General features: G+C 40.4%; 17 protein-coding genes and 1 tRNA gene. 4 read left to right on the forward strand and 14 right to left on the reverse strand.

Going from position 1 to position 21,133, the window contains the following annotated elements; translation table 11 throughout:
- Positions 1–23: 23 nt before the first annotated feature.
- The 6 genes from V1358_RS15170 to V1358_RS15195 all read right to left on the reverse strand — a co-directional run bounded on the left by V1358_RS15170 (position 24) and on the right by V1358_RS15195 (position 9,003).
- Positions 24–1,343 carry a hypothetical protein gene (locus V1358_RS15170; protein WP_347394087.1) on the reverse strand — a complete coding sequence of 440 codons (1,320 nt, stop codon included), beginning with the start codon at positions 1,341–1,343 and terminating at the stop codon, positions 24–26.
- Positions 1,318–2,442 (reverse strand): glycosyltransferase, encoded by a 1,125-nt coding sequence (locus V1358_RS15175; RefSeq protein WP_347394088.1) that lies wholly within the window; start codon positions 2,440–2,442, stop codon positions 1,318–1,320. Before V1358_RS15175 ends, V1358_RS15170 begins: the two co-directional genes overlap by 26 nt.
- An 8-nt stretch (positions 2,443–2,450) precedes the next feature.
- Complete coding sequence (locus V1358_RS15180) at positions 2,451–3,662, reverse strand: lipopolysaccharide biosynthesis protein (protein WP_347394089.1); 1,212 nt, start codon at positions 3,660–3,662, stop codon at positions 2,451–2,453.
- Positions 3,640–4,761 (reverse strand): oligosaccharide repeat unit polymerase, encoded by a 1,122-nt coding sequence (locus V1358_RS15185; RefSeq protein ID WP_347394090.1) that lies wholly within the window; start codon positions 4,759–4,761, stop codon positions 3,640–3,642. The genes V1358_RS15180 and V1358_RS15185 overlap by 23 nt, the downstream gene beginning before the upstream one ends.
- Positions 4,762–4,880: 119 nt before the next feature.
- Positions 4,881–5,804 (reverse strand): Wzz/FepE/Etk N-terminal domain-containing protein, encoded by a 924-nt coding sequence (locus V1358_RS15190; protein WP_347394091.1) that lies wholly within the window; start codon positions 5,802–5,804, stop codon positions 4,881–4,883.
- Between the two features lie 322 nt (positions 5,805–6,126).
- Complete coding sequence (locus V1358_RS15195) at positions 6,127–9,003, reverse strand: SLBB domain-containing protein (protein WP_347394092.1); 2,877 nt, start codon at positions 9,001–9,003, stop codon at positions 6,127–6,129.
- On the opposite strand from V1358_RS15195, the gene V1358_RS15200 reads away from it, so the two are divergent.
- Positions 9,002–10,228 carry a glycosyltransferase family 4 protein gene (locus tag V1358_RS15200; RefSeq protein WP_347394093.1) on the forward strand — a complete coding sequence of 409 codons (1,227 nt, stop codon included), beginning with the start codon at positions 9,002–9,004 and terminating at the stop codon, positions 10,226–10,228. The genes V1358_RS15195 and V1358_RS15200 overlap by 2 nt on opposite strands.
- A gap of 24 nt (positions 10,229–10,252) precedes the next feature.
- On the opposite strand, the gene V1358_RS15205 is transcribed toward V1358_RS15200, so the two are convergent.
- The gene (locus tag V1358_RS15205) at positions 10,253–11,029 is read right to left on the reverse strand and encodes a DUF481 domain-containing protein (RefSeq protein ID WP_347394094.1); all 777 of its coding nucleotides are present in this window, start codon (positions 11,027–11,029) and stop codon (positions 10,253–10,255) included.
- Positions 11,030–11,048: 19 nt separating this feature from the next.
- Complete coding sequence (locus tag V1358_RS15210; RefSeq protein WP_347394095.1) at positions 11,049–11,870, reverse strand: mechanosensitive ion channel domain-containing protein; 822 nt, start codon at positions 11,868–11,870, stop codon at positions 11,049–11,051.
- A 303-nt stretch (positions 11,871–12,173) separates the two neighbouring features.
- On the opposite strand from V1358_RS15210, the gene V1358_RS15215 reads away from it, so the two are divergent.
- The 3 genes from V1358_RS15215 (at position 12,174) to V1358_RS15225 (ending at position 14,637) form a co-directional block, all read left to right on the forward strand.
- Positions 12,174–12,249 (forward strand) — tRNA-His (locus V1358_RS15215).
- Positions 12,250–12,748: 499 nt separating this feature from the next.
- Positions 12,749–13,213, forward strand: coding sequence for a WcbI family polysaccharide biosynthesis putative acetyltransferase (locus V1358_RS15220; protein ID WP_347394096.1), 465 nt, complete (start codon positions 12,749–12,751; stop codon positions 13,211–13,213).
- A 17-nt stretch (positions 13,214–13,230) separates the two neighbouring features.
- Entirely contained in the window at positions 13,231–14,637 is a 1,407-nt protein-coding gene (locus V1358_RS15225) for a GSCFA domain-containing protein (RefSeq protein ID WP_347394097.1), read from the forward strand.
- A gap of 170 nt (positions 14,638–14,807) precedes the next feature.
- On the opposite strand, the gene V1358_RS15230 is transcribed toward V1358_RS15225, so the two are convergent.
- The 6 genes from V1358_RS15230 to epmA all read right to left on the reverse strand — a co-directional run bounded on the left by V1358_RS15230 (position 14,808) and on the right by epmA (position 21,113).
- Positions 14,808–15,872, reverse strand: coding sequence for a DegT/DnrJ/EryC1/StrS family aminotransferase (locus tag V1358_RS15230; RefSeq protein ID WP_347394098.1), 1,065 nt, complete (start codon positions 15,870–15,872; stop codon positions 14,808–14,810).
- Between the two features lie 4 nt (positions 15,873–15,876).
- Entirely contained in the window at positions 15,877–16,464 is a 588-nt protein-coding gene (locus V1358_RS15235) for an N-acetyltransferase (protein ID WP_347394099.1), read from the reverse strand.
- Between the two features lies 1 nt (position 16,465).
- Positions 16,466–17,410 (reverse strand): Gfo/Idh/MocA family oxidoreductase, encoded by a 945-nt coding sequence (locus V1358_RS15240; RefSeq protein ID WP_347394100.1) that lies wholly within the window; start codon positions 17,408–17,410, stop codon positions 16,466–16,468.
- A 9-nt stretch (positions 17,411–17,419) separates the two neighbouring features.
- Positions 17,420–18,730 (reverse strand): nucleotide sugar dehydrogenase, encoded by a 1,311-nt coding sequence (locus V1358_RS15245; protein WP_347394101.1) that lies wholly within the window; start codon positions 18,728–18,730, stop codon positions 17,420–17,422.
- Positions 18,727–19,857 (reverse strand): glycosyltransferase family 4 protein, encoded by a 1,131-nt coding sequence (locus tag V1358_RS15250; RefSeq protein WP_347394102.1) that lies wholly within the window; start codon positions 19,855–19,857, stop codon positions 18,727–18,729. The genes V1358_RS15245 and V1358_RS15250 overlap by 4 nt, the downstream gene beginning before the upstream one ends.
- 275 nt (positions 19,858–20,132) lie before the next feature.
- Positions 20,133–21,113: an elongation factor P--(R)-beta-lysine ligase gene (gene epmA / locus V1358_RS15255; RefSeq protein WP_347394103.1), complete on the reverse strand. Its 981-nt coding sequence runs from the start codon at positions 21,111–21,113 to the stop codon at positions 20,133–20,135.
- Between the last annotated feature and the right edge of the window lie 20 nt (positions 21,114–21,133).

Genomic DNA, 21,133 nt, shown 5'->3' on the forward strand with positions numbered 1-21,133 from the left:
TAAATATTTATTTTGCGGCCAACTCAATCCAAGTCGGGGATATTTACAGCAATTAAACAATTTAATTCAGCAAACCCTGAGGTGTAAAACTCTGGCATGCTCACAAGCGGATGTGCAGCTCTTGCTGGTCCGAGTCCTTGGTAGAGGTTAATAAGGGGTTCTTCAAAAGGAAAGTTACCACACTGCCTACGATACTGCTCCTTCAAATAACTATTTTCCATAAGCGGATAGAAGCCAGTATAAAGGGTGCCTGAAAGATTAAAGGGCTCATAACCAAGTTTAATCGCTGTTGTCGATGTTTCATGATAACGGTATCTATAGATGCCGTTATTTCCATCAAAAAAATTAGTCATACGCATTCCAGAAAATTCTGAATCAGGCGCCACGTACACTACATTAATAAATTGATTGGCAAATTGAGTTCTTAAATAACGGTAATAAACCGCTTCATCTGAGGAGTCATTATATGCATTCTCTAATGAACGCAACCACACGGGAAAGCGGTGTGCGTGGGAACTGTCAAGTGCTATTCCAGGTACAGGATATGGGTCTAAATCATCACTTAACTCGGTGTGGCCCGCAAAAAGATAATCTTCGTTGTCCCACCATTGCCCCGGCTGATACAGCCAGCCATCAGCAGTAAATTCAACCTCTGCTTTAAAGACTGAAAGAGCTGTCGTAAGAATATCTTCTAAAGCAGCCATACCTTCGGAATTTGAGGAGCGACCTATACGTACAAAATCTGCAGCGATCGCAAATGAGAAAAACTCTTCATCAAACGTAGCTCTTTTGTACATAGGTTCATAATCTGGATTTTCTAATTTCCAAACAACACGCTCTTTCAAACCGACTGTATGAATTCCGTATACATGAACAGGCCGGTCAAACCAAAGTTCTCTTAAATATTCGGTAACATAATCAAGTAGAAACTGCTTATTTTCATCCCAATTCCCTTGCTTATCGCTGTAAACCAGATACTGCGACATAAGATACCAAAACTGTAATTGTCTCAGCCTATTGGTATCGATGTTGTCATCAATTGCAGCTATATAATCAATATAAAAGCGATCAAAGTCTGCCATCTTCTCTTTATCACCTGTTGAAAAAGCGTAGTGAAGAGATGGCATCAAAATTTGTCCGGAATCATAATTGAAGTCGGACTGCCACAGTGGAGACTTTAAATATTCAACGACAGTCTCTGACCACAGTACATCTATCCTTTGCGGTTCCACTTTACTTTCGTTATCACTTTTTATATCACAGCCACCTAAACATAAGACCGTAGTCGCTGCTATAAGGAAGTTTACAATTTTCATTTTACAAATCTCTAATACCGATTGCATCTTCATACGCTTTACGCATGCGTTCGTAAAATCTATTTTTACCAAACTTAGTCACTATAATTTCTTTGATTAGCCTGCTATCTTTAGGGTTTTCGATCAAATCGATTATTGCTCCTGCTACTTCTCCCTCGTCTGCTTGACACAAATACCCCAACTGCTCAGAGCTCACAATATCTGAAGTTCCCCCCACATTAGTCGTAACAACGGGAGTTCCTACCGACAAAGATTCTACCAATACTACACCAAATGTCTCATAATCACTTGTTAACACTGTCGCTAAAGCGTCTTTCATTCGAGCTTTAATAAATTCTTTATTACATTCACCATGAAAAATTATATTGTCTGCGATATCCAATTTTGAGGCCAAAGTTTGTAGCTTTGATAGCTCAGGCCCAGCGCCAATAATTTCCAGCTTTAACTCAGGCTTTTCGCTATGCGCTAATTTAAAGGACCTTAGTAATAATTCATGGTTCTTTATTGGAACTAGCCTTGCGACATTGAGTATGAAGAATTCCTTGGGAGGAGTCTCTGCAACTTTTTCATTCTCAAAGTTCGGATCGATTAAATTGCCAATGACTTCAAAAGGTTCTTGAAAAGAGTTCTCAAGGGATAATTTAAATGGTGAACTTACTGCAATTCTTTTACTTGCCTGCTGATAGACCTTCTTTGCCAACTTTAATCGCCAAGCTTCTGAATTACTTTGATAAAAATGCGAATAGTGCTCAGTGATAACATAGGGTATACCGAGTTTTTTTTTAGCCCAAATAGCCACTTCACCAGCCATGTAAGCATGTACGTGAATTACTTCAGGCTTACCGAAACATTTTATATATCTTTTAATTAGATACTTCGATATTTGGAATCTCACCCAACTTGTTAAAGCTGATAACTTTGGAATAGCAGGGAAAAGCAGCTGAATGTGTTGTGGTTGCTTCACTAGTCCAGCCCTTAGCCAGTTCTTGAACTGTAAAGGTACAATAGAGAGTACACCTACGTCGTGCCCTCTTTGTAATAGCAAGTCCACTTGATCCCTGAAAAAAGGCGCTGCATTTGGTTGGGCGGCATTTGGGTAATTAGAGGGTACAACTAAGATGTGCATATCCGCAGCTAACGTTCTTTAAACAGTAGTGCATAATACCAAGTTAACTGAGCACCGACAATAAATGCACCCGTTATGGAAAAAGCCAATAAAGCTCTTTCAGGCAAGGCATTAGTTGCAGCATAGACAACGAGGACAAGCATACTTAAGCAACCATATACGATTTCGAACAAAAACGCTGTCCCCTGTCTTTGCTTCAAAATACTCGCAAATGCAAAGACGCCAGCTACTGTTCTGAATGCAATCCAAGGCATCAATACTAAAACATATATGTAAACTTCACTCCATTGACTCCCCAAAACAACCTCGACTATGGTTTCACCAAACAACCAAAACAACAGGGAGAAAAGTAGATATATTACGGCAAAAGCGAGAGAGACTATTACAAAAAATATTTTCTTTTTATTGTCAGACTGCTCTTTTGAAAATTCATTAAAACTTATTTTATTCAAAGCACCTGTGAGCACGGACATCGGTATAGAAACGAGCCGATTTGCCATATTGAACAGCCCAACAGTAGAGGCAGTATAAAACGCAGTCAATATATATGTCGGCGCATGCAGAATCAACGCTCCGTAGAAAGAATGCGGGGTATAAAACAAAACATTTTTCTTCTCTTTGAATAGCGCCCTTTTGAGTCTAGGAAAAGAGGATGCTTTGGTACCAAAAATTGCCTTGCGGAAAAACACCAAATCACACACCACATAGGACATTAGAAACGCGTAAACCATACCCTCTTTAGTCATTGAAGATAAAATTACTGACAAAGCTGTAAACAAAGTAACTCTGCTGACCAGTGCATATTTTAGTTTGCTAACTTCTCCATTGCGTATAAAAAGGTTTTGGCCTACATTAAATGCTGCAATAACAACAGAAGTAGTTGACGACATAAAGACCACATAGAAATAATCACTAAAAGCAAGCAAGGCTACCGTAGAAACACCTACTAGAAAAACGGCTGAAATGAGAATTAATGACTTTATCACTCCTACCAACTGATAGGCCTGATAGCTAGTTTTTGCTTTAAGCAGTAACACTTCAAACCTAAGTGTTAGAAAAATACTTAATAGAGTAGAGGTCGCTGCGACTAAAGCATATATAGCAAAATCACCTGGTTTATAAAGCCTAGATAGCAAAGGAAGAGATAATATCGCTATTAGCTGCGCTAAAATTGTTCCGCTAATTAGATGTGATGCGTTAGTTAGGGTTTTTTTGAACATAGTAACGTTGGTGATAAAAAGCTAAAAACAAAGGAACCCATAAAGCAGGCATCTTAATTATTGAGGAGGGTATATTTGACAATATAATGAAAAATACAATAAGAATTACAGGGTATGAATTTGGCACCGCCATACTATAATAAGTAAAAAATGCCATCAGAAGACACAGTAGCAACAACCCCGCATAACCAAAAGAAAGCGTTGACTCAATAAAAAATGAATGAGGGTTGTAGCGAATTAAATTCTTATCAAAGTCAGCTCGATTGTAAAAGCTCTCATAATTATCAGTCCCTCTTGGCTCAGCAAATTCATCAATATTTTCAAAAAAATACCTGTATGAATTCACCCTTATACCACTACTATCATTACTCTTACTACTAAGCATTCTGTCAATTGACGCTATACGATTGAGATTTCTCTGAACCAGCCCGCTGTCATCACCTTTCACTTTGAATGAACTTGCAAATGTTATTAGTATAGCTAATGAAGCTATCGCAAATAAGGTTAATGCTAGTAACTTTAAGTATTGCTTTTTGTACAATGATAGTAAGATAAAATAGACAGCAAACAGCACAATAGACGCACGAGATAGGGTTACCAAAATCACAAACGCTGTGCATGCTATCAGAAACAACTTTAAAGGGAATCTGTTTAGTTTGTCAGCCAACCAATACACATAACAAAATAACATCAGCTCTACTACAGCTAAATCATTTGGGTTTGCAAACGGACCAGTGACAAGCTTGTCAAAGCCTTCAGGACGCCCCTCAGGGGCCCAAATTAAAGGAATAATTCCCAAAATACCAAGTATTTGTAGCGCTGCAGATAACGCAAGTAATGCGACGATAGCGCTAAAAAAATACAATAAAAAGCGTTCAGAGAATAACTTCCATTTAATAATAAAGTAGACAGCGTTGAAGGCTAAAAATAAGTGAACAAGATAGAATAGATCTTCAACCTGAGAGGACTCACCATAAAAAAGCGTAGTTACTAAAGCTAACAGTAAAAACATGAGAAACACAGATGCTGGATATATGTAATCCTTTCGGTGCTCAAACTTGAAAGCGATAATGATGAATACAAAAAAAGCTGCAGGCATTAAGATATTCATTGCTGAAAATGAGCTAGTAACTACATGCAATCTACTCGCAAAGAAGAGCGCCCCTATATAAGCAATACAGAGTACAGCTAGTAACTTAAACAGCCTCGCACTAAAAATCATTTCATTTTTCTAAATGACGCAATAATTGCACCGATAACGAAGCCCATAATGGCAAACGCAATGCAAATTAGAGCTCTTTTCGGGCTATTTTTAAACTGTGGAAGTGTTGCTGGGTCAAGAGTTTTAAAGGCAAAGCTATCTCCAAGTTGGTAAAGCAATTTACTCTTGTATTCTTCTGTTAATAGCTCATAGAAAACAGCATTAAGCTCAGCAATATTGTTGAGCTTGATTTGACCTTTAAGATGTTCGATTCGCCTGTTTGTTTCCGCATCGACTCTTTGACCTACCCAAACATTTAACTCTTTAACTAAGTTCTGCAAGTACTCTTGCGCAAGGATAGGTGAATAATAACTAAAGCCGACACTAACAAACCCAGTTTCTTCATCTTGATACACTGACATTCGTTCACGAAAAACCTCATATAATTCCGCTTCTGATGGCTCGATGGTATATGGGTAACTGACGTCACGTATCCACTTCTTACTTTCGGGGTTATAGATCTCAGTATCGTAAATCAGCTTATTTTCTTTACTGTCCCACTTTTCAACTCCCATTAAAGGAACAGCTAGTTCATACTTGTCAATGAAGTATGCAATGAAGGCACGGGATTCCAATGTTTTCAGGGCGATAGTAGTAGTATTTGACTCTTGAGACCCCAAACTAATGCCAGCTAAACTGGCTACACCACCAAACTTCGAAGCCAAAGAAGAAAGACTCCCACCGCTATCAGATTCAGTAGGAACTAAAACTATGTCCGAGCGATACTCGTTTGGAATTGACAAAGAATAGATAACTCCGATAACTGAAAATATAATGACAGGCAGTAGTATAAGTATCTTATTCTGATACAAATGGATTAAATACCTACCCAATGTAATTTCATCAAGAGATGCAGTTGGTTGAAGTTTTGATTTTACCATTACTTTACGTACCTATTATTAGTTCTTAGAGCTATGCCGAATACGTTATTTGTACGGCTTATCGAACCGGAATCCATTTCGCCAAGTTTCAAGTTAGCATTCCTTTTGAACTCAATTTGCTATCTTGGTAAGGCCTCATGAAGTAAGCACAAGTAACTAGATGTCTGTGCCACCTGAAATTCAAAAAACTTAAATTTGCCCTTTTAAATACTTATTTTAAGAGCTCTCAGCTAAAAGACATTTTAGGAGTTAGGGGAGTATCAATTTTTGACGTTCCCCTACCGAGCCCACTGACTTTTTCTAGTCAAATCTATACATCAGCTTACAGTGAACCAACCGCAGCCACAGCTACACCCAGCTGATAAATAATTTGTGTAACTTGAGTCCACAGAGTCAGGTTGTCTTTGTATGTACTATCGAGCGGTACAACGATGGTATCACCCGGCTCAATATTCGACCGCTGAGTGTTAACAGCAAACCATGATGAGCTTGCCTCGGGCACAATGACCTTACCATTAGCTTTGATAACATAGACCTTCTCCATCGCAGCTTTGTCTTTGTAGCCACCGCTAAGATTTATATAATCACTAATATCTAGGTCATTCTTGAACAAGTGAGAGGTTGCAACATAGACTTCACCTATCACGTTAACCGACTGCCTTTGTGTGGGTATATACAGCTTATCCTTGTTTTCGAGCACTAAGTTTGAACTACCTGCAATCACTTCATCCAGATCGATGATCAAACGGCCCACAGCTTCTGTTTCGGAGAGTTGGTCAATTAACTCGCCAATTCCATCCGCACCATTAGAAAGAATGCTATCACTGGAATTTAGATTGTTTGTTAAAATTTCCTGTTTCAATGACTCTGAGAGATCTTTGAGATACTTCTCTTCTTGCTCCTTAAGTGACTCTCTCGTAAACACCGCAGCAGAAGGGTCAGCTTGTTCTGTAAAGCCACCAGCACGCTCAATCACACTTTTAAGTGTTTCGCCTCGCTTGATTGTGTAGCGGCCAGGCAGTAATACTTCACCAATTAGCTCCACAACCTGATTTTCTTTCCAGTTGGGGGATTTAAACACGTTAATGTAATCACGCCCCCTGAGATTTATATTATCCTCTTTTGTGCCCTGCAACGCCCCGGCCAAAGAAAAGCTGATATTCTCAACATCCACACCTTGCGCCTCAACTAAACGCGTCACTTCGGCATGTGTCATATAGGTTCCTTCAAGAATCCCACCCGCAGCGTAGATTATGTCTTTCACCTGTGTATCTGCAGAAATAGGGTATAGTCCCGGGTATTTGACATTCCCCGACACTTCAACAATCTGCGCTACATTACCAAAGTGGTGTTGCTTGGCTAGTAGCTTAAGAATTGGAGATAACATCCTGCTTCTACTAAAAGTAGAAACATTTTTATTTATTTTAGCTTCCACTTCTTCTTTAGAAAGCTCTTCAGTTTCTGCAACTAAACTTGTTAGGTATATTGGAAATTCATTTGACACGCTAAACTGAAATGATTCTTTTGCACGTTTCTTTGCTTGCTGCGCTTTAGCCAAGTCATCTTCAAATGTTCCTTCATCAGCTATGTACTGTTCGAACCGTTTTTGCTGAAAACTTGCCCAGTCTAATCTATTTATCTCTTCAATAAGCTCTTGCTCGGTATAAGCATAACGGCGTAGCTGCTCTTGTTCCTGACTTCTGAGTTCATAACGACTGAAGAAGACAACTTGATCCCCTTTTGCAAGCTCTACATCTTTGTTGTAAATCTCTGTAGGTATAAACTGCTTTACAGTTATTTGTGCTTTGTCGTTCTCTGAAATGATAAGTGCATAGCTCAAATCAGTTATCGGCAACAAATCGATATCTAAATTAGCCACCACCTCAGAGAGCTTGAGCCCCTTATACCATTGATATTCGCCAGGGCGATTCACTGCACCAAGGAGGTAAACAGTGTCTTTCGCTTCAGAGGGCTTTTTAGGTATAAAAACCTTATCGCCATCACTAAGTGAAATGGCTTGTTTATCTTTTAGATTAATCCCCAATACTTGCTTCGACTGCGAAGCAGAAAATGTTTCTAGGGATACTCGTTCAACATACGCCTCAGTGTTTACTCCGCCAGCCAGCTTCACTAAATGAGTCAATGTTTCGTTTGGAGCAAGTTCATAAATTCCAGGACGTCTTACAGCACCGTCTATTGAGACTACTTTGTTAGCGGTAGGGACGAGCACTACATCCCCTGTTTTTAGAGTGGCATCACCAACGCTTGAGCCTTCAACCAGTAAATCATACAAATCAAACGTTGCTATAGCGTTACCGCTTCGTTTTACTTGGATATTACGGTAACCACCTACCTCACTGATACCACCAGCAAAACTGATTGCTGTCGTGGCAGTAGAAAGTGGAGGTAAAACATACGGGCCAGGCTTAATAACTTCCCCAGTAACAAAGACCTTAATTGGCTGCAAGTTAGATATGGAAACCAAAGCGTTTTGACCAATAACTTCTTTACCAACCACGTCAGAAACAAGTTGCTTTACTTCCTGTAGGGATAAGCCAACTACACTTAGCGGAGACAACCCTGGGACAATGATAAGACCGTCAGAGTTTACAGTTACTTCAAACTGCTCCGTTTCATTCCCATACAAAGTTACTTGTAAAGTATCACCTACACTTACTACATAGTCCAAAGGAGCAGATTGAGCGGACGGGTTAGCATAATTGAAGCTGTCCGTTTCAAAAAAGTTCTCACCGAAACGTGCTAATTGATTGTCTTCTGGCTGGAAGAATTCATCTTCAGGAAAAGGGGAAACCGTTTCTTCTTCTTCAAGTTGGTATGGTTGATATTCATTTGTTGTTGATTGGCTAGCATTATCCGCTTGCTGATTGTTTAGCATATTTAAATCAATGCCATACCTTTTGGCCAATGCTTCTTGTTGGGCTTTAGGGAGCTTTTTAAACATTTCTAACTGCGAAGGTGAAATATTAGGCGCAGCTTCCACATTCATTGCTGTTAAGCTAAAAATAAAAGTTATTAATATTAAAATGTTCCGAAGCAAAACTATCTCCTTTGATGCCCATAAAGACGACGGTCGATTGTATCGGATGTTGATACTATAGTGAAACAATTTGTGGTTAGCTTTGCACCTCACTTGGGCTACTCGTATAATGCGGTTGCTAAAAAAAATGGAAATATGCATGCATCTGATATACCTACATCAATACTTCGCAACCCCCAAATGTAATGGTGGTACACGCTCTTATGAAATGGCCAAAAGGCTTGTTGCAAAGGGGCACCGGGTGACACTGATCACTTCATCTGCATTTCTCGAACAATTTGATACTTTCGAAGCGGGTTGGAACGAACGCGAAATAGATGGCATCGAACTTCACATTTATCACCTTCCTTACTCAAATAACGATAGCTTTGCGAAACGAATTCAAAAATTCCTCAGTTTTTCGTGGGCTTCTACTCGTAAGGCAATGAAAATAGGGGCAGATCTCGTATTTGCAACAAGCACTCCTTTAACTATCGCTATCCCAGCTCTCATTTACAAAAAGTTTAAAAAAGTGCCGTTTGTGTTCGAAGTGAGGGACTTATGGCCAGAAGTACCCATCGCCATGGGTGTTATCAAAAATAAACTCCTGATTAAAGCGTTAAATACATTTGAAAAATGGACCTATAAGAACGCTTCACAGGTGATTGCTTTGTCGGATGATATGGGCAAAGGCGTCGCGAAATACGGATATGATACAACCAAAATCCATGTCATCCCCAACTCCTGCGATACCGAGTTGTTCTCAAATGTTCCTGCAGCTGATACAGACAGTGATGCTATGCTTAGCTTTCTCAATGACAGAAAGCTCATCCTTTACGCTGGCACGTTTGGCCTTGTAAACCGAGTTGACTACTTTGCTCATTTAGCACATGCAGCCAAAAATTATCCAGAGCTCTGTTTTGTGGCAATAGGCTCCGGAATGTGTAAGCCAGACGTCATAAAGTTAGCGAAAGAGCTCGACGTTTATAAGAAAAACTTCTTCATTCTCGACCCCGTATCTAAAGACAAAGTTGTGCACTTATATCAGCGCGCAGATCTATGTTTTAGTTTAGTTGGAGGGATACAAGAAACTTGGAAAAATTCGGCGAATAAACTGTTCGATGCTATGGCAGCCGGTAAGCCAATAGCTGTAAATCACGGTGGTTGGCAAGCTGAACTCATTAACCAAGAGCAATGTGGGGTGGTAACAAGTGACAATTACCAAGAGTCAGCGAAGGTAATATTTGAGTTTTTACATAATGCGGAGACTGTTCGTAAGGCTAAGCAAAGCTCTTCTGACTTAGCTCACAAGCGCTATTCACGCGACCTGTTATTTGCAAAATTTGAAAAAGCCTTATTGCTTGCCGAAAAAGATAAAAGCCTCTAAAAGAGGCTTTTTAAAATCGTTTGGTTAGAAGTTATAAACCAAGGTCAGCGCAGTCTCTGTATCGGTGTTGTCTTTGTCATCAGCAACGTCAGAGTTGTGCGTAACATTGAAACCTACCTTCATCTGCAAAGAGCCGTTGATTTTGGTTAGCAATGCAGTTTCTGAGCGCGTTTTAGTGTTAGTATCGCCGTATTCAACCGCTAGCAGTTGAGTAAACTTGGCACCTTCTGAAATTTGCCAAGTATAATCTGCTTTAGCGAGTGCAATAACTTCACCTTCCCACTCACCAGCGAGTGACTCTCCATCCTCACCCATCTCAGTGCTATCGTTTGGATACTTGAAGTACTTGTAACCAGGACCGATTTCCGCATTTAGCACCATAGTTTCGGTATCGATAAAGCGTAGACCGTAACCAGCAGAAGCAACTGCTTCGTCTCGGTATGCGCCAAAGTAGTCACTCAGGTATGAGCCATACACGAATAGGTGAGCATTTTTCTCGTTAAGCTTGTAGTTCCCTTGAGCAGAACCGAAGTACCTTTCGTTGGTGCGTTCAGTGGTTTTTACACCATTATCCTGCTCAACTTCGTCTTCTTTGTACAGGCCACTTAGCTTGTACTCGTTATTCCACTTTTCAAGGTTGTGCTTCACAGTAACAGCCCCTTTGAAGGTGGTTGTTTCTGTATTACCACTGGTAATAATGGCACCTAGCTCCGCATTCGCTTCCCAGGTCTTTTTCTCTTCTGCTACCACATTAGTTGCAGCAAGTGCTGCAACTAACATAGCCAAGGACTTCAATTTCATATTAACGATTAACCCCTGATTATTCGTCTGCTTTGTGCAAATGCACGTCCATTTGAGGATAAGGAATGCCCACATCGTTTTCGTCTAGAGCGATCTTAATGTTTTCCATTAGATCGAAATACGTAGGCCAGTAGTCCTCAGTCTTAACCCATGGGCGCACCACAAAGTTAACACTTGAGTCAGCTAGCTCACTTACAGCTACTGTATATGCAGGATCCTTTAAAAGACGACTTTCAGCGTCTAGTACAGACTTAAGCACGCGTTTAGCCTTCTTCAAATCTGCGTCATAGCTTACACCAATTACCAGATCGATTCGACGGGTCTTTTCGCGTGAATAATTAACAATAGCGCCAGACATAATAGCCGAGTTTGGCATAACGATGATTTTGTTATCCGGCGTGTTCATTTCCGTTGAGAAGATCTCAATTTTACGCACAGAGCCTGCTTTGCCACCTGCTTCTATGTAGTCGCCTGATTTGAATGGACGAAGAATGATTATTAGTACACCAGAAGCAAAGTTTGATAATGAGCCCTGAAGTGCTAAGCCTACGGCTAAACCAGCCGCACCTAAAATTGCAATAAATGAGGTGGTTTCAACGCCGACTTGCGACAGCGCCATCAATAACGTGCCAATGAAAACCAAGGCATAAATGATGTTACCGCAAAACGAACCAACCGCTTTATCGACTTTGCGTTTAGCAAATGCTTTTTCAGTTAAGTTGCTACACCACTTTGCGATGCGCAAGCCCACAAAAAAGACGACTATCGCTAGCACGACTTGCACAGCATAATGAGTTAATAGCTCAGAATTATCCGAGATCCAGTTTGTTATTGTTTCCATTAGCACTCCTACGATTTGCTATATAATGTGGCAACTAATGCAATCATTCCCATGCATTGCTGTACCCAATATAATATTCTCTCAGTTTTTTGATAAATCGCAACTGAATAAGCTGACTAAGTTCCAGCACTGACCTTATTCAGCTAGTAAAGTTAGCAGAATCTAGAGATGGTTTGCACAAAGTCAGCACAAAAAGGCCTAATTTAGAGCAATTGCAAAAAAACTATGTAATTTTCTCTTCACAACGCAAATGAAACTATGTATTATGCGCGCCACACATTAAGCGATGTGCACTTCTTTATGGCGGCTGTAGCTCAGTTGGTAGAGCCCTGGATTGTGATTCCGGTTGTCGCGAGTTCAAGTCTCGTCAGTCGCCCCATTTTTTATTCCGCTACTCTTTCAAAACCTCATCTTAAATTGAATAAGCTGCTAAATAATGGTTATTCAGCTCTTATTCTATACGTACTCCCAATACACAGTTGCGACTCAACCGAATTTAAGCTATCAAAATTTCCCTTACCTAACTGATGTACGCTCCTTACTTTCTATTCTTAGAATCATCTAGTGCATTTAGCAGTGAGTCTGTTATCTTTGTGCTCTATACCAATCAGCAATAATACTTAGTCAATTTAAGGGATAAACATAACGAAAGTTTTGTTAAAAGATTCTTATTTAGAGCAAATAAGTAACGATATTTTCCATTGCTATCGATAAGGTTTTCTTGCCTCAAAATAAATCAACTAATCAAGCTAATTGGTATTAATCAGTTGCCAAAACCCAATTATCTGTCGGATAAATAGCTGTACCTAGCTCTTTTCATCATATGTTTGGTAGCTGATTAAGCACTATTTTTATCAACACTTATCAGGAATAAACAAGTGAAAATCGTCGTCATTGGAAACTGCCAAGCCATGCTCCTTGCTGATGTATTGTCATTGAAGTTAAAGGAAGGCACTGTAACAAAACTACATGTTCAAGAATTGAAGGATCAACAATTACGTGCGAACCACTTAAAACTAATAGATGAATCAAACCACACATTTTCTATGCCTCTGGAAGATTCTGTCTATGGTGAATTGGGTCGCACACAGTTATCAAAAAAATGCAATGTGACATTATTCCCTAGTATCAACTTCACAGGCTATCATCCTGATTGCATATATTTAGATAAAGGAAAGATTAAATCTCCTATCGGCGACTACCACTCTGCAATAATTGCATTAGCATTTAAACTCTCTTTTACGGTAGAAGACACTTGTAAGTTATTTACCAAAGCTGTATTCAGTGGCTTAGGGTATTTCGATTTCTTTTACAGGGAGCTTAATAACTTAGAAAAAAGCTAAATGACTTTGGCGTCACAATGAATGGTTCACTAGAAAGTGTATTTTCTAAAAGTAAGATGATGCATACTATAAACCACCCTGACATTGAGCTTATCGATAGTATCGCTGAAAAACTGCTTCATGATACTAGCCTTGAATATAATACTTTTTCTGCTTCTGACTACATGCTTGACCCATTTAAAGACAGCGCAATATTTCCTGTCTACCCTGCAATAGCGGAACAATTAAGTCAATCCGGTAGTTATATATTCAAAGCAAACAAGGCACTAGCTGCAAAAACGGGAGAGCTAATGTTTGACCTGCAGAGTTTCGTGGAAGCCTCATTCAAACTCTACGAACAAATAGGTCCGGAAAGACTAACTGGCCCCAGATTTACCGAAAGCTATGTAAAAAACACCTATGAACTATTTAACTCTCATTTAGCAAATGCAAATAAACATTCAGAGCATCCATACAAGGCGAAAGAGGCATATAGTTTTTGGAAAAGGTCAATTCCAAACATTCCAATAGAAAATATTGATCCTGTAGTCAAGGCTCCAGTCACTTTACAGGCAAGTGATAAAATCGCTACTGCCGGAAGTTGTTTTGCACAACATATTGCAAAACGCCTCGCCAATAGCGGGTTTAACTACTTCGTGACAGAGACTCCCCCAAAGGAAATGTCAGAACTTGATATTAAAAACGAAAACTATGGGGTCTTTTCTGCTCGCTACGGCAACATATATACAACTAAACAGCTACTGCAACTATTCGATAGAGCGTTTGGATATTTTAAACCGACCTTAAAGGCATGGCTTAGAAGTGATGGTCAGTATGTAGACCCATTTAGACCACAAATTAGCTTCGATGCTTATACAGACATAGAAACACTTCTCATTGATCAGCGTCACCATTTAGATGCTGTGAGAACTATGTTCGAAAACACTGATGTATTCATTTTTACTCTTGGCCTCACAGAGGCTTGGGAACATATTGAAGATGGTGCTGTGATACCTCTCGCTCCAGGTGTGGTTGCCGGGGACTTTGATAAATCGCAATATCGCTTTGTCAACTATACATCAACACAAGTAAGCAGTGCCTTAAAGGATTTTGTCGCTAAATTAAAGCGTGTTAACCCCACAGCAAGGGTATTGTTAACAGTCTCACCGGTTCCTCTAATGGCAACTTATGAGGATCGGCATGTCTTGGTCTCGAATACCTACAGTAAATCAGTGCTTAGAGCTTCGGCGGAAGAAGTTTGTAGAGAGCTTGATGATGTTAGCTACTTTCCATCATATGAAATCATTACCGGAAGCTTCAATAAGGGTGCTTACTTTAAAGAGGATTTACGTGAGGTAACACCTGAGGGGGTCGACCATGTAATGAAGTTATTCTTAAAGCATTGCACTGATACAACCGTTGACGATAACGCTGAATCGAAATAGCTAGATGAAATAATTTGTGATGAAGAGGCGCTTGACGCATAGCGTCAAGCGGTGTTCGACAATCACCCAAAAAAAAGCAGTAGCAAATAACTAAATGTGAGATTAAGGTGAGCAAGTAAAGTTTAACCGCACAACCTCCCTCATATTTATTTACATTGCAGGGGAGCGAATTACATATATGGATGCATCGGTAAACTAAAGACAGTCTTCGCAAGTTTTTCTGCAACAGGAAAGTCACCTTCTTTGTAGCCTAGGTAACTAAACGCGGTTTGTTGGTGCATACATGTACCATAGTAAATCATTGTTGGAACACCCTGACTCTTATACTCAGCCATCACTTCATCACGATTTTCAGATCGCAGCGTGTATTGCGCCCAAGAGCTCAAGTAACCTTCAGGTACTCTTGGAGTTATAAACCTATCCGCTAGCTCAGTTTCATATTGGTCTGCTATCTTATTACGTTTTTGTAACTCAGAAGGAAACTCAGCGAGCTTTTCAAGCAATATGGCTGCTTGTATTGTATCTAAGCGGCTATTCATACCGATACGGACATTGTCGTATTTATCGACCCCTTTACCATGAACTCGATATGATCTAAGTAATTCAGCATATTCATCATTATCGGTAAAGATTGCCCCGCCATCGCCATAGCACCCCAGCGGTTTCGCTGGGAAAAAGCTTGTAGTTGCCAAGTCCCCAAAACTGCCTGCTCGTTGACTTTCTATCTCACCGCCAAACCCTTGTGCAGCATCTTCTATTAATTTCAGGTCATATTTTTTAGCAATTTTTTGGAGCTCAGGGTAATTAGCTGGTAACCCGAACAAATCAACTGAGATGATGGCTTTTGGAGTTAACCTACCTTCCTCTCTAACTTTTTGTATCTGTTTCTCTAAATCTAGCGGGCAAATATTAAATGTGCTTTCATTAGACTCTACGAAGACAGGGGTTGCTCCCGCGAATGCAATGACTTCGGCAGTTGCAAAGAATGTAAATGTCGGGCAGAAAACCGCATCACCTTCTTGAACATCAAGAACCATTAAAGCTAGAGTTAGAGCATCTGTGCCATTTGCACATGTTACCGCATGTTTTACACCAACATAAGCAGCTAATTCCCGTTCAAGTTCAGCTACTTCGGGACCCATAATGTATTGACCGTGTTCCAACACATCTGAAATTCGTTTGTCTATCTTACTCTTTAGGTGTTGATACTGTGCTTGTAAATCAATGAACTGCATATGTTTATTCTTCAATTAAAACTAATTGGGAAGCGGATAACTGATATAGGTCGCCCGTATGAGGGCATCGCACTTCGGCGTTTCCTTCTATTGGTAAATCTAGTTGTTCACCGTATTTACTAATCCAACCGATTTGCTTAGCAGGTACCCCAACCATTAGAGCAAAAGCTTTGACATCTCGATTAATAACTGCACCTGCACCAACAAGCGCAAATTCACCAATAGTTACCCCACACACTATCGTGCAGTTTGCTCCTAGCGTTGCCCCCCTCTTTACGATGGTATCTCGGTACTCAGTTTTTCTTTCAATAAATGAGCGAGGGTTATATACATTAGTGAAGACTGCACTGGGTCCGCAAAAAACATCGTCTTCTAGATGGACATTATCATAGACCGACACATTATTTTGGACCTTTACATTGTTGCCTATAGTGACTTTATTCCCCACAAAGACATTTTGTCCCAAGGAACAACCTGAGCCAATTCTGGCTCCGCCACATATATGGACAAAATGCCAAACGCGGGTACCGGAACCAATTTGCGCTCCGTCATCTACGATCGCGCTTTCATGAACCTGATAATCTGCAGCCATTTTATAGTACCTTATGCAGCAACCGGTGTGCTTTATTACCCGCTTCAGAAATTGGCATTACACGAATTTTTTCAACGGTATCTATAGCAACACGATTCTCGTCAATACCAAAGCCATTGCCGGCAAGAATGTGCTGGTAACTTTGCGTATGTAAATCGGTAAAGCCCCCTGAAAACTCAAGCTCTTCATCACCAATCGTGATACTACGGTAAGTCAGTTTTTCACCTTGAACGGCATTTTCTGGCAAATTATTAGCATCTATCGACAGGAACCAGCTTACACGCGCACGCTTATATTGAAGATAACCACTAGCGGTTTTTTCATCACGATAATGCACTTCATTATGTTGAAGTTCACCGAATACAAAGTGCAGCATATCGTAAAAATGCACACCTATGTTGGTAGCCACACCACCTGATTTATGGTCAAAGCCCTTCCAAGACTTCATATACCACTTACCACGAGAAGTCATATAGGTGAGTTCAACATCAAAAATATGATCTGCCGGCGCTGACTCAACCTTCTCTTTTAGCGCGATTATGGAAGGATGGAGACGTAGCTGCAAAATTGAATTTACTTTTGCACCGTACTTTTCTTCATATCCTTTTAAAACATCCATATCACTTGATTCAAGCACTAGCGGCTTTTCGCAGATAACATTAATGCCATTTTTTAGAGCATATTTCATGTGTGGCGTATGGAGGTAATTTGGGCTGCATATTGCGATATAATCAAGCTTATTGCCTTGCATTTCTTGGTCTTCAACAAATGCAGTGAAGTCTTCAAACTCCGTGAAAAATTCAGCATCGGGAAAATGACTATCCATGATCCCGACAGAGTCATTAATATCCATCGCTACTACAAGGTCATTGTTAGTATCTTTAATAGCTCGTAAGTGACGAGGAGCTATATAGCCCGCCGCCCCTATCAGTGCAAACTTTTTCAAATTAACCTCTTATGCCTTGATAACTTTGTCGTTAACTGCACGATATTTTCCGCGGGTGTCAACAATTAAGGCAGCGTTTTCTAAGATCAATTGATAGTCAAACTTATCGTGATCAGTAGTGAGTACTACTGCGTCGAAATCTTTCAAAGATTCAGCACTAAGCTCAACTGAATCCAACTCAAATTGGTGCTCTCTCATTTTTGGGAAAGTCGGTACGTGAGGATCGCTGTATGAAACAATAGCGCCTTTAGACTCCAACATTTCCATGATCTCAACAGATGGTGACTCCCGCATATCATCAACGTTTTTCTTATACGCAATACCTAAAACGAGCACTCGACTATTTTTCAAAGCCTTGCCTTGATCGTTCAGAGCATCCATGAGCTTTCCTAACACATATTCAGGCATTGCTTGATTCACCTCACCAGATAATTCGATGAAGCGAGTATGGAGGCCATACTCTCGCGCTTTCCAAGTAAGATAAAATGGGTCTATTGGAATACAATGGCCACCGAGGCCAGGGCCAGGATAATACGGCGTAAAACCAAAAGGTTTGGTAGCAGCTGCATCAACTACTTCAAAAATGTCGATATCCATTCGATCGGCAACTATTTTCATTTCATTTACTAGGCCGATGTTCACAGCTCGATGAATATTCTCCAAGAGTTTAGTCATTTCTGCAGCGCGCGTTGAACTAACAGCCACAACCTTGTCTATAGCCTGAGAATATAGTGCGACACCGACTTCAGTACAGGCTGAGGTATATCCACCACACACTTTAGGAATTGTTCGAGTCTCAAAGTTAGGGTTACCTGGATCTTCCCTTTCTGGCGAGTAAATTAAAAAGAAGTTAGTACCAACTTCAAATCCTCTTTGTTGAACACGAGGTAATAATTCCTCTTCAGTGGTTCCTGGGTAGGTTGTACTCTCTAGTGATAAAACTTGTCCTTCTCTGAAGTAGGGTTGTAAAGCTTCAGTTGTGTTAATAACATAACTAAGATCTGGTTCTCTATATTTGTTCAGAGGTGTTGGCACACAAAGTATAAGTGCATCACATTCACTAGCTTTTGAGAAGTCTGTAGTTGCAATACAACCTTTAGCTACGGCCTTTTCGATTGCGTTAGAAGGAATATGCTCAATATAACTTTGCCCATTATTGAGCTTATCGACCTTTCCTTGGTCTACATCAATACCGATTAACTTAAAACCGATGTCTGAGTAACGAAGCAGCAGAGGTAACCCAACGTAACCTAACCCAACAATTCCTATTGTTACCTCTTTGTTCTTAATATCATTAAGCAACTTGTTTAAAGTTGTCATTCTTTATTCCCTAGCTCAATATCTTTAAAAATCGATTTATAAAACATTATAAGTTTTTTAGCTTCACCATCCCAGCTAAAATATTTTGCTACATTAACTGGGCCAGACTTTTGCATACTTCGTAGCGCACCCGAATCATTTGCTAAATCATCAATCGCTCTCGCTATCTCTAGTGGATTTTGAGGGTTTACACACACTCCCCCTTTAGCCTTGTCGACCAACTCCTCCCATAATGGGAACTTAGACGCAATAACCGCATTTCCACTTGCGAGGTATTCAAATAATTTTACCGGATAGGCTTTTTCGTAGTCGCCCGTTGGTTGCAATACTACCAACCCGATATCCGTAGTTGACAGAAGCTCACTGATTTCTTCCCGCCCCTGCCAGCCATAGAATTTCACGGCCTTCCAATTGGGATGGCTCTTAGCTGATAACTCAAGGTCTTTACTTATAAATGGGCCTACCAAGTGGAATTCAAAATCACTTTCTATATGAGACAACGCGTCAAGCATCTCAATGATTCCTCGCTCTTTTGAGATCGCACCAACGTATACTATTTTGATTGGTGACCCTGGCAGCTTGTCTTTGCGGTTTGCAGTTGAAAACTCCTCTAACTTTGGGAAATTACAAATCTCAACGACATTACGTTTGGAAAAACGCGCTACTAATGTTGGAGTCACAGTCACAACACCATCAAAAAACTTAGTTGCAAATCTTTCGACACATGAGAAAACAAAAGATAGTGGGTATGCGACTACCTTGGGAATCCAATATTTTCTAAGAATTTGTTGAGGGACATCCTCATGCACATCATAAATAACTATGTGCCCCTTTAACTTAAGTAGAAGCCCTACCCATATTAATTCTGGGTCATGAAAATGATATATATCAGCGTTCATTTCTACCGCTTTTTTATATACGCGGAATGCGCTCAATGACGCCCTTTTCAATCTGCTGCTGTCTTTACATACATCCTTTATAACAACACCATTTCGCACATCGTCGCCTTTTCCGTCAGCTAAAATCAGAGTTACGCTATTACCAGAGTCAAATAACGTTGAACACTCTTTTACAAAAATGCGAGTGTCATATCTGGGATGAACTGTTGATAGATGCACGATCTCCATGAAATACCCTTACTGTATAAGTAACTTACTGCTAATCTCTCTAAGCCAACTAAGTTCTATAATTTGGTTTAACTAAAATTCAGGCCCATTTTACGGTGTTTTGGACACAAAGAATAAGCCTACAAGTGAAAATTTGTAATCGTCATTACTCACTGAGTAGTTTATGTGTGGAGCCTATTGATAAGTTCACTTGTACTTCAAAAGCAATATCAGATTGCAGTAAATTACAAAAACTATCTAGCCCATTTAAATATAAGTTTTTACAACACACATGTTTACGCTCTTTCCACATCAAAACTCAGCACTTCTTTAATGTGTGACTTCTCGCAGGCTAACATCACCAAGCGGTCAATACCCAGCGCTACCCCTGCGCAATCAGGTAAACCCGCATCGAGTGCGGCCAGGAAGTGTTCATCTAACTCTACAGGGGCTACCCCCTTAAGCGCACGCTTTTCGTTATCAGCTTCAAATCGCGCCCGTTGTTCCTTAGCATCAGTCAACTCGTTAAAGCCGTTCGCAAGTTCTTTGCCTTTGAAGTACAACTCGAAACGCCCAGCAACACGTGAGTCCTCTTGATTTAATTTAGCGAGTGCAGCCTGTGATGCAGGAAAGTTATAAACGAAACAAGGGACTGTTTGGCCTATTTTTGGCTCTATGACCATGCAGAACAACAATTGCAGTAATACATCTCGATCTGTTTCAGACTGCGCTATATCCGCAAAACCTTCAGCGCTAGCGAGCTCTTTAAGCTCCTCCAGCGTTACCTGCAACGGGTCAATATTAAGATGTTGGATAAACGCTTGCTGATACGTCAAACGCTCTGCGGGTTCTGTCCCCAAAACAAGTTGAATCAGTTCATCCATTTCATCCATTAAGTCATGCTCATTAAAGCCGACTCGGTACCACTCCAACATAGTAAATTCGGGGTTATGGTGGCGACCATTTTCTTCGTTACGAAATGCTCGGCCAATTTGATAAATACAACCACTTCCTGCGGCTAAAAGGCGCTTCATGGCATATTCTGGCGACGTTTGCAGATAAAGCGGCAAACCTTGGGCATACCCTTGCCCTACAAACTGAGTAGAAAAGCAATGTAGGTGCTCATCAGTCACACTCGCTTGTGATAGACACGGAGTTTCTACCTCCATCACCGAGCGTGCGAAGAAGAACTCACGAATAGTACGTATGATTGCAGAGCGCTGTTTAAGCGTTTCAATGCTTGCACTGGGCTGCCATAACACGTCTGAATGATTCATTATTCTTTCCTTTCACAGGG

Origin of the sequence: Pseudoalteromonas pernae (genome assembly GCF_039831865.1) — a bacterium.
Classification (GTDB): domain Bacteria; phylum Pseudomonadota; class Gammaproteobacteria; order Enterobacterales; family Alteromonadaceae; genus Pseudoalteromonas; species Pseudoalteromonas pernae.

Bases quoted from the DNA above. Each gene is read 5' to 3' on its own strand.
- V1358_RS15250 (WP_347394102.1), bottom strand. From the start codon at position 19,857: ATGGAGATCGTGCATCTATCAACAGTTCATCCCAGATATGACACTCGC.
- V1358_RS15245 (WP_347394101.1), bottom strand. From the start codon at position 18,730: ATGACAACTTTAAACAAGTTGCTTAATGATATTAAGAACAAAGAGGTA.
- V1358_RS15205 (WP_347394094.1), bottom strand. From the start codon at position 11,029: ATGAAATTGAAGTCCTTGGCTATGTTAGTTGCAGCACTTGCTGCAACT.
- epmA (WP_347394103.1), bottom strand. From the start codon at position 21,113: ATGAATCATTCAGACGTGTTATGGCAGCCCAGTGCAAGCATTGAAACG.
- V1358_RS15210 (WP_347394095.1), bottom strand. From the start codon at position 11,870: ATGGAAACAATAACAAACTGGATCTCGGATAATTCTGAGCTATTAACT.
- V1358_RS15200 (WP_347394093.1), top strand. From the start codon at position 9,002: ATGCATCTGATATACCTACATCAATACTTCGCAACCCCCAAATGTAAT.
- V1358_RS15230 (WP_347394098.1), bottom strand. From the start codon at position 15,872: ATGCAGTTCATTGATTTACAAGCACAGTATCAACACCTAAAGAGTAAG.
- V1358_RS15235 (WP_347394099.1), bottom strand. From the start codon at position 16,464: ATGGCTGCAGATTATCAGGTTCATGAAAGCGCGATCGTAGATGACGGA.
- V1358_RS15185 (WP_347394090.1), bottom strand. From the start codon at position 4,761: ATGCCTGCAGCTTTTTTTGTATTCATCATTATCGCTTTCAAGTTTGAG.
- V1358_RS15190 (WP_347394091.1), bottom strand. From the start codon at position 5,804: ATGGTAAAATCAAAACTTCAACCAACTGCATCTCTTGATGAAATTACA.
- V1358_RS15180 (WP_347394089.1), bottom strand. From the start codon at position 3,662: ATGTTCAAAAAAACCCTAACTAACGCATCACATCTAATTAGCGGAACA.
- V1358_RS15195 (WP_347394092.1), bottom strand. From the start codon at position 9,003: ATGCATATTTCCATTTTTTTTAGCAACCGCATTATACGAGTAGCCCAA.
- V1358_RS15225 (WP_347394097.1), top strand. From the start codon at position 13,231: ATGAATGGTTCACTAGAAAGTGTATTTTCTAAAAGTAAGATGATGCAT.
- V1358_RS15170 (WP_347394087.1), bottom strand. From the start codon at position 1,343: ATGCAATCGGTATTAGAGATTTGTAAAATGAAAATTGTAAACTTCCTT.
- V1358_RS15175 (WP_347394088.1), bottom strand. From the start codon at position 2,442: ATGCACATCTTAGTTGTACCCTCTAATTACCCAAATGCCGCCCAACCA.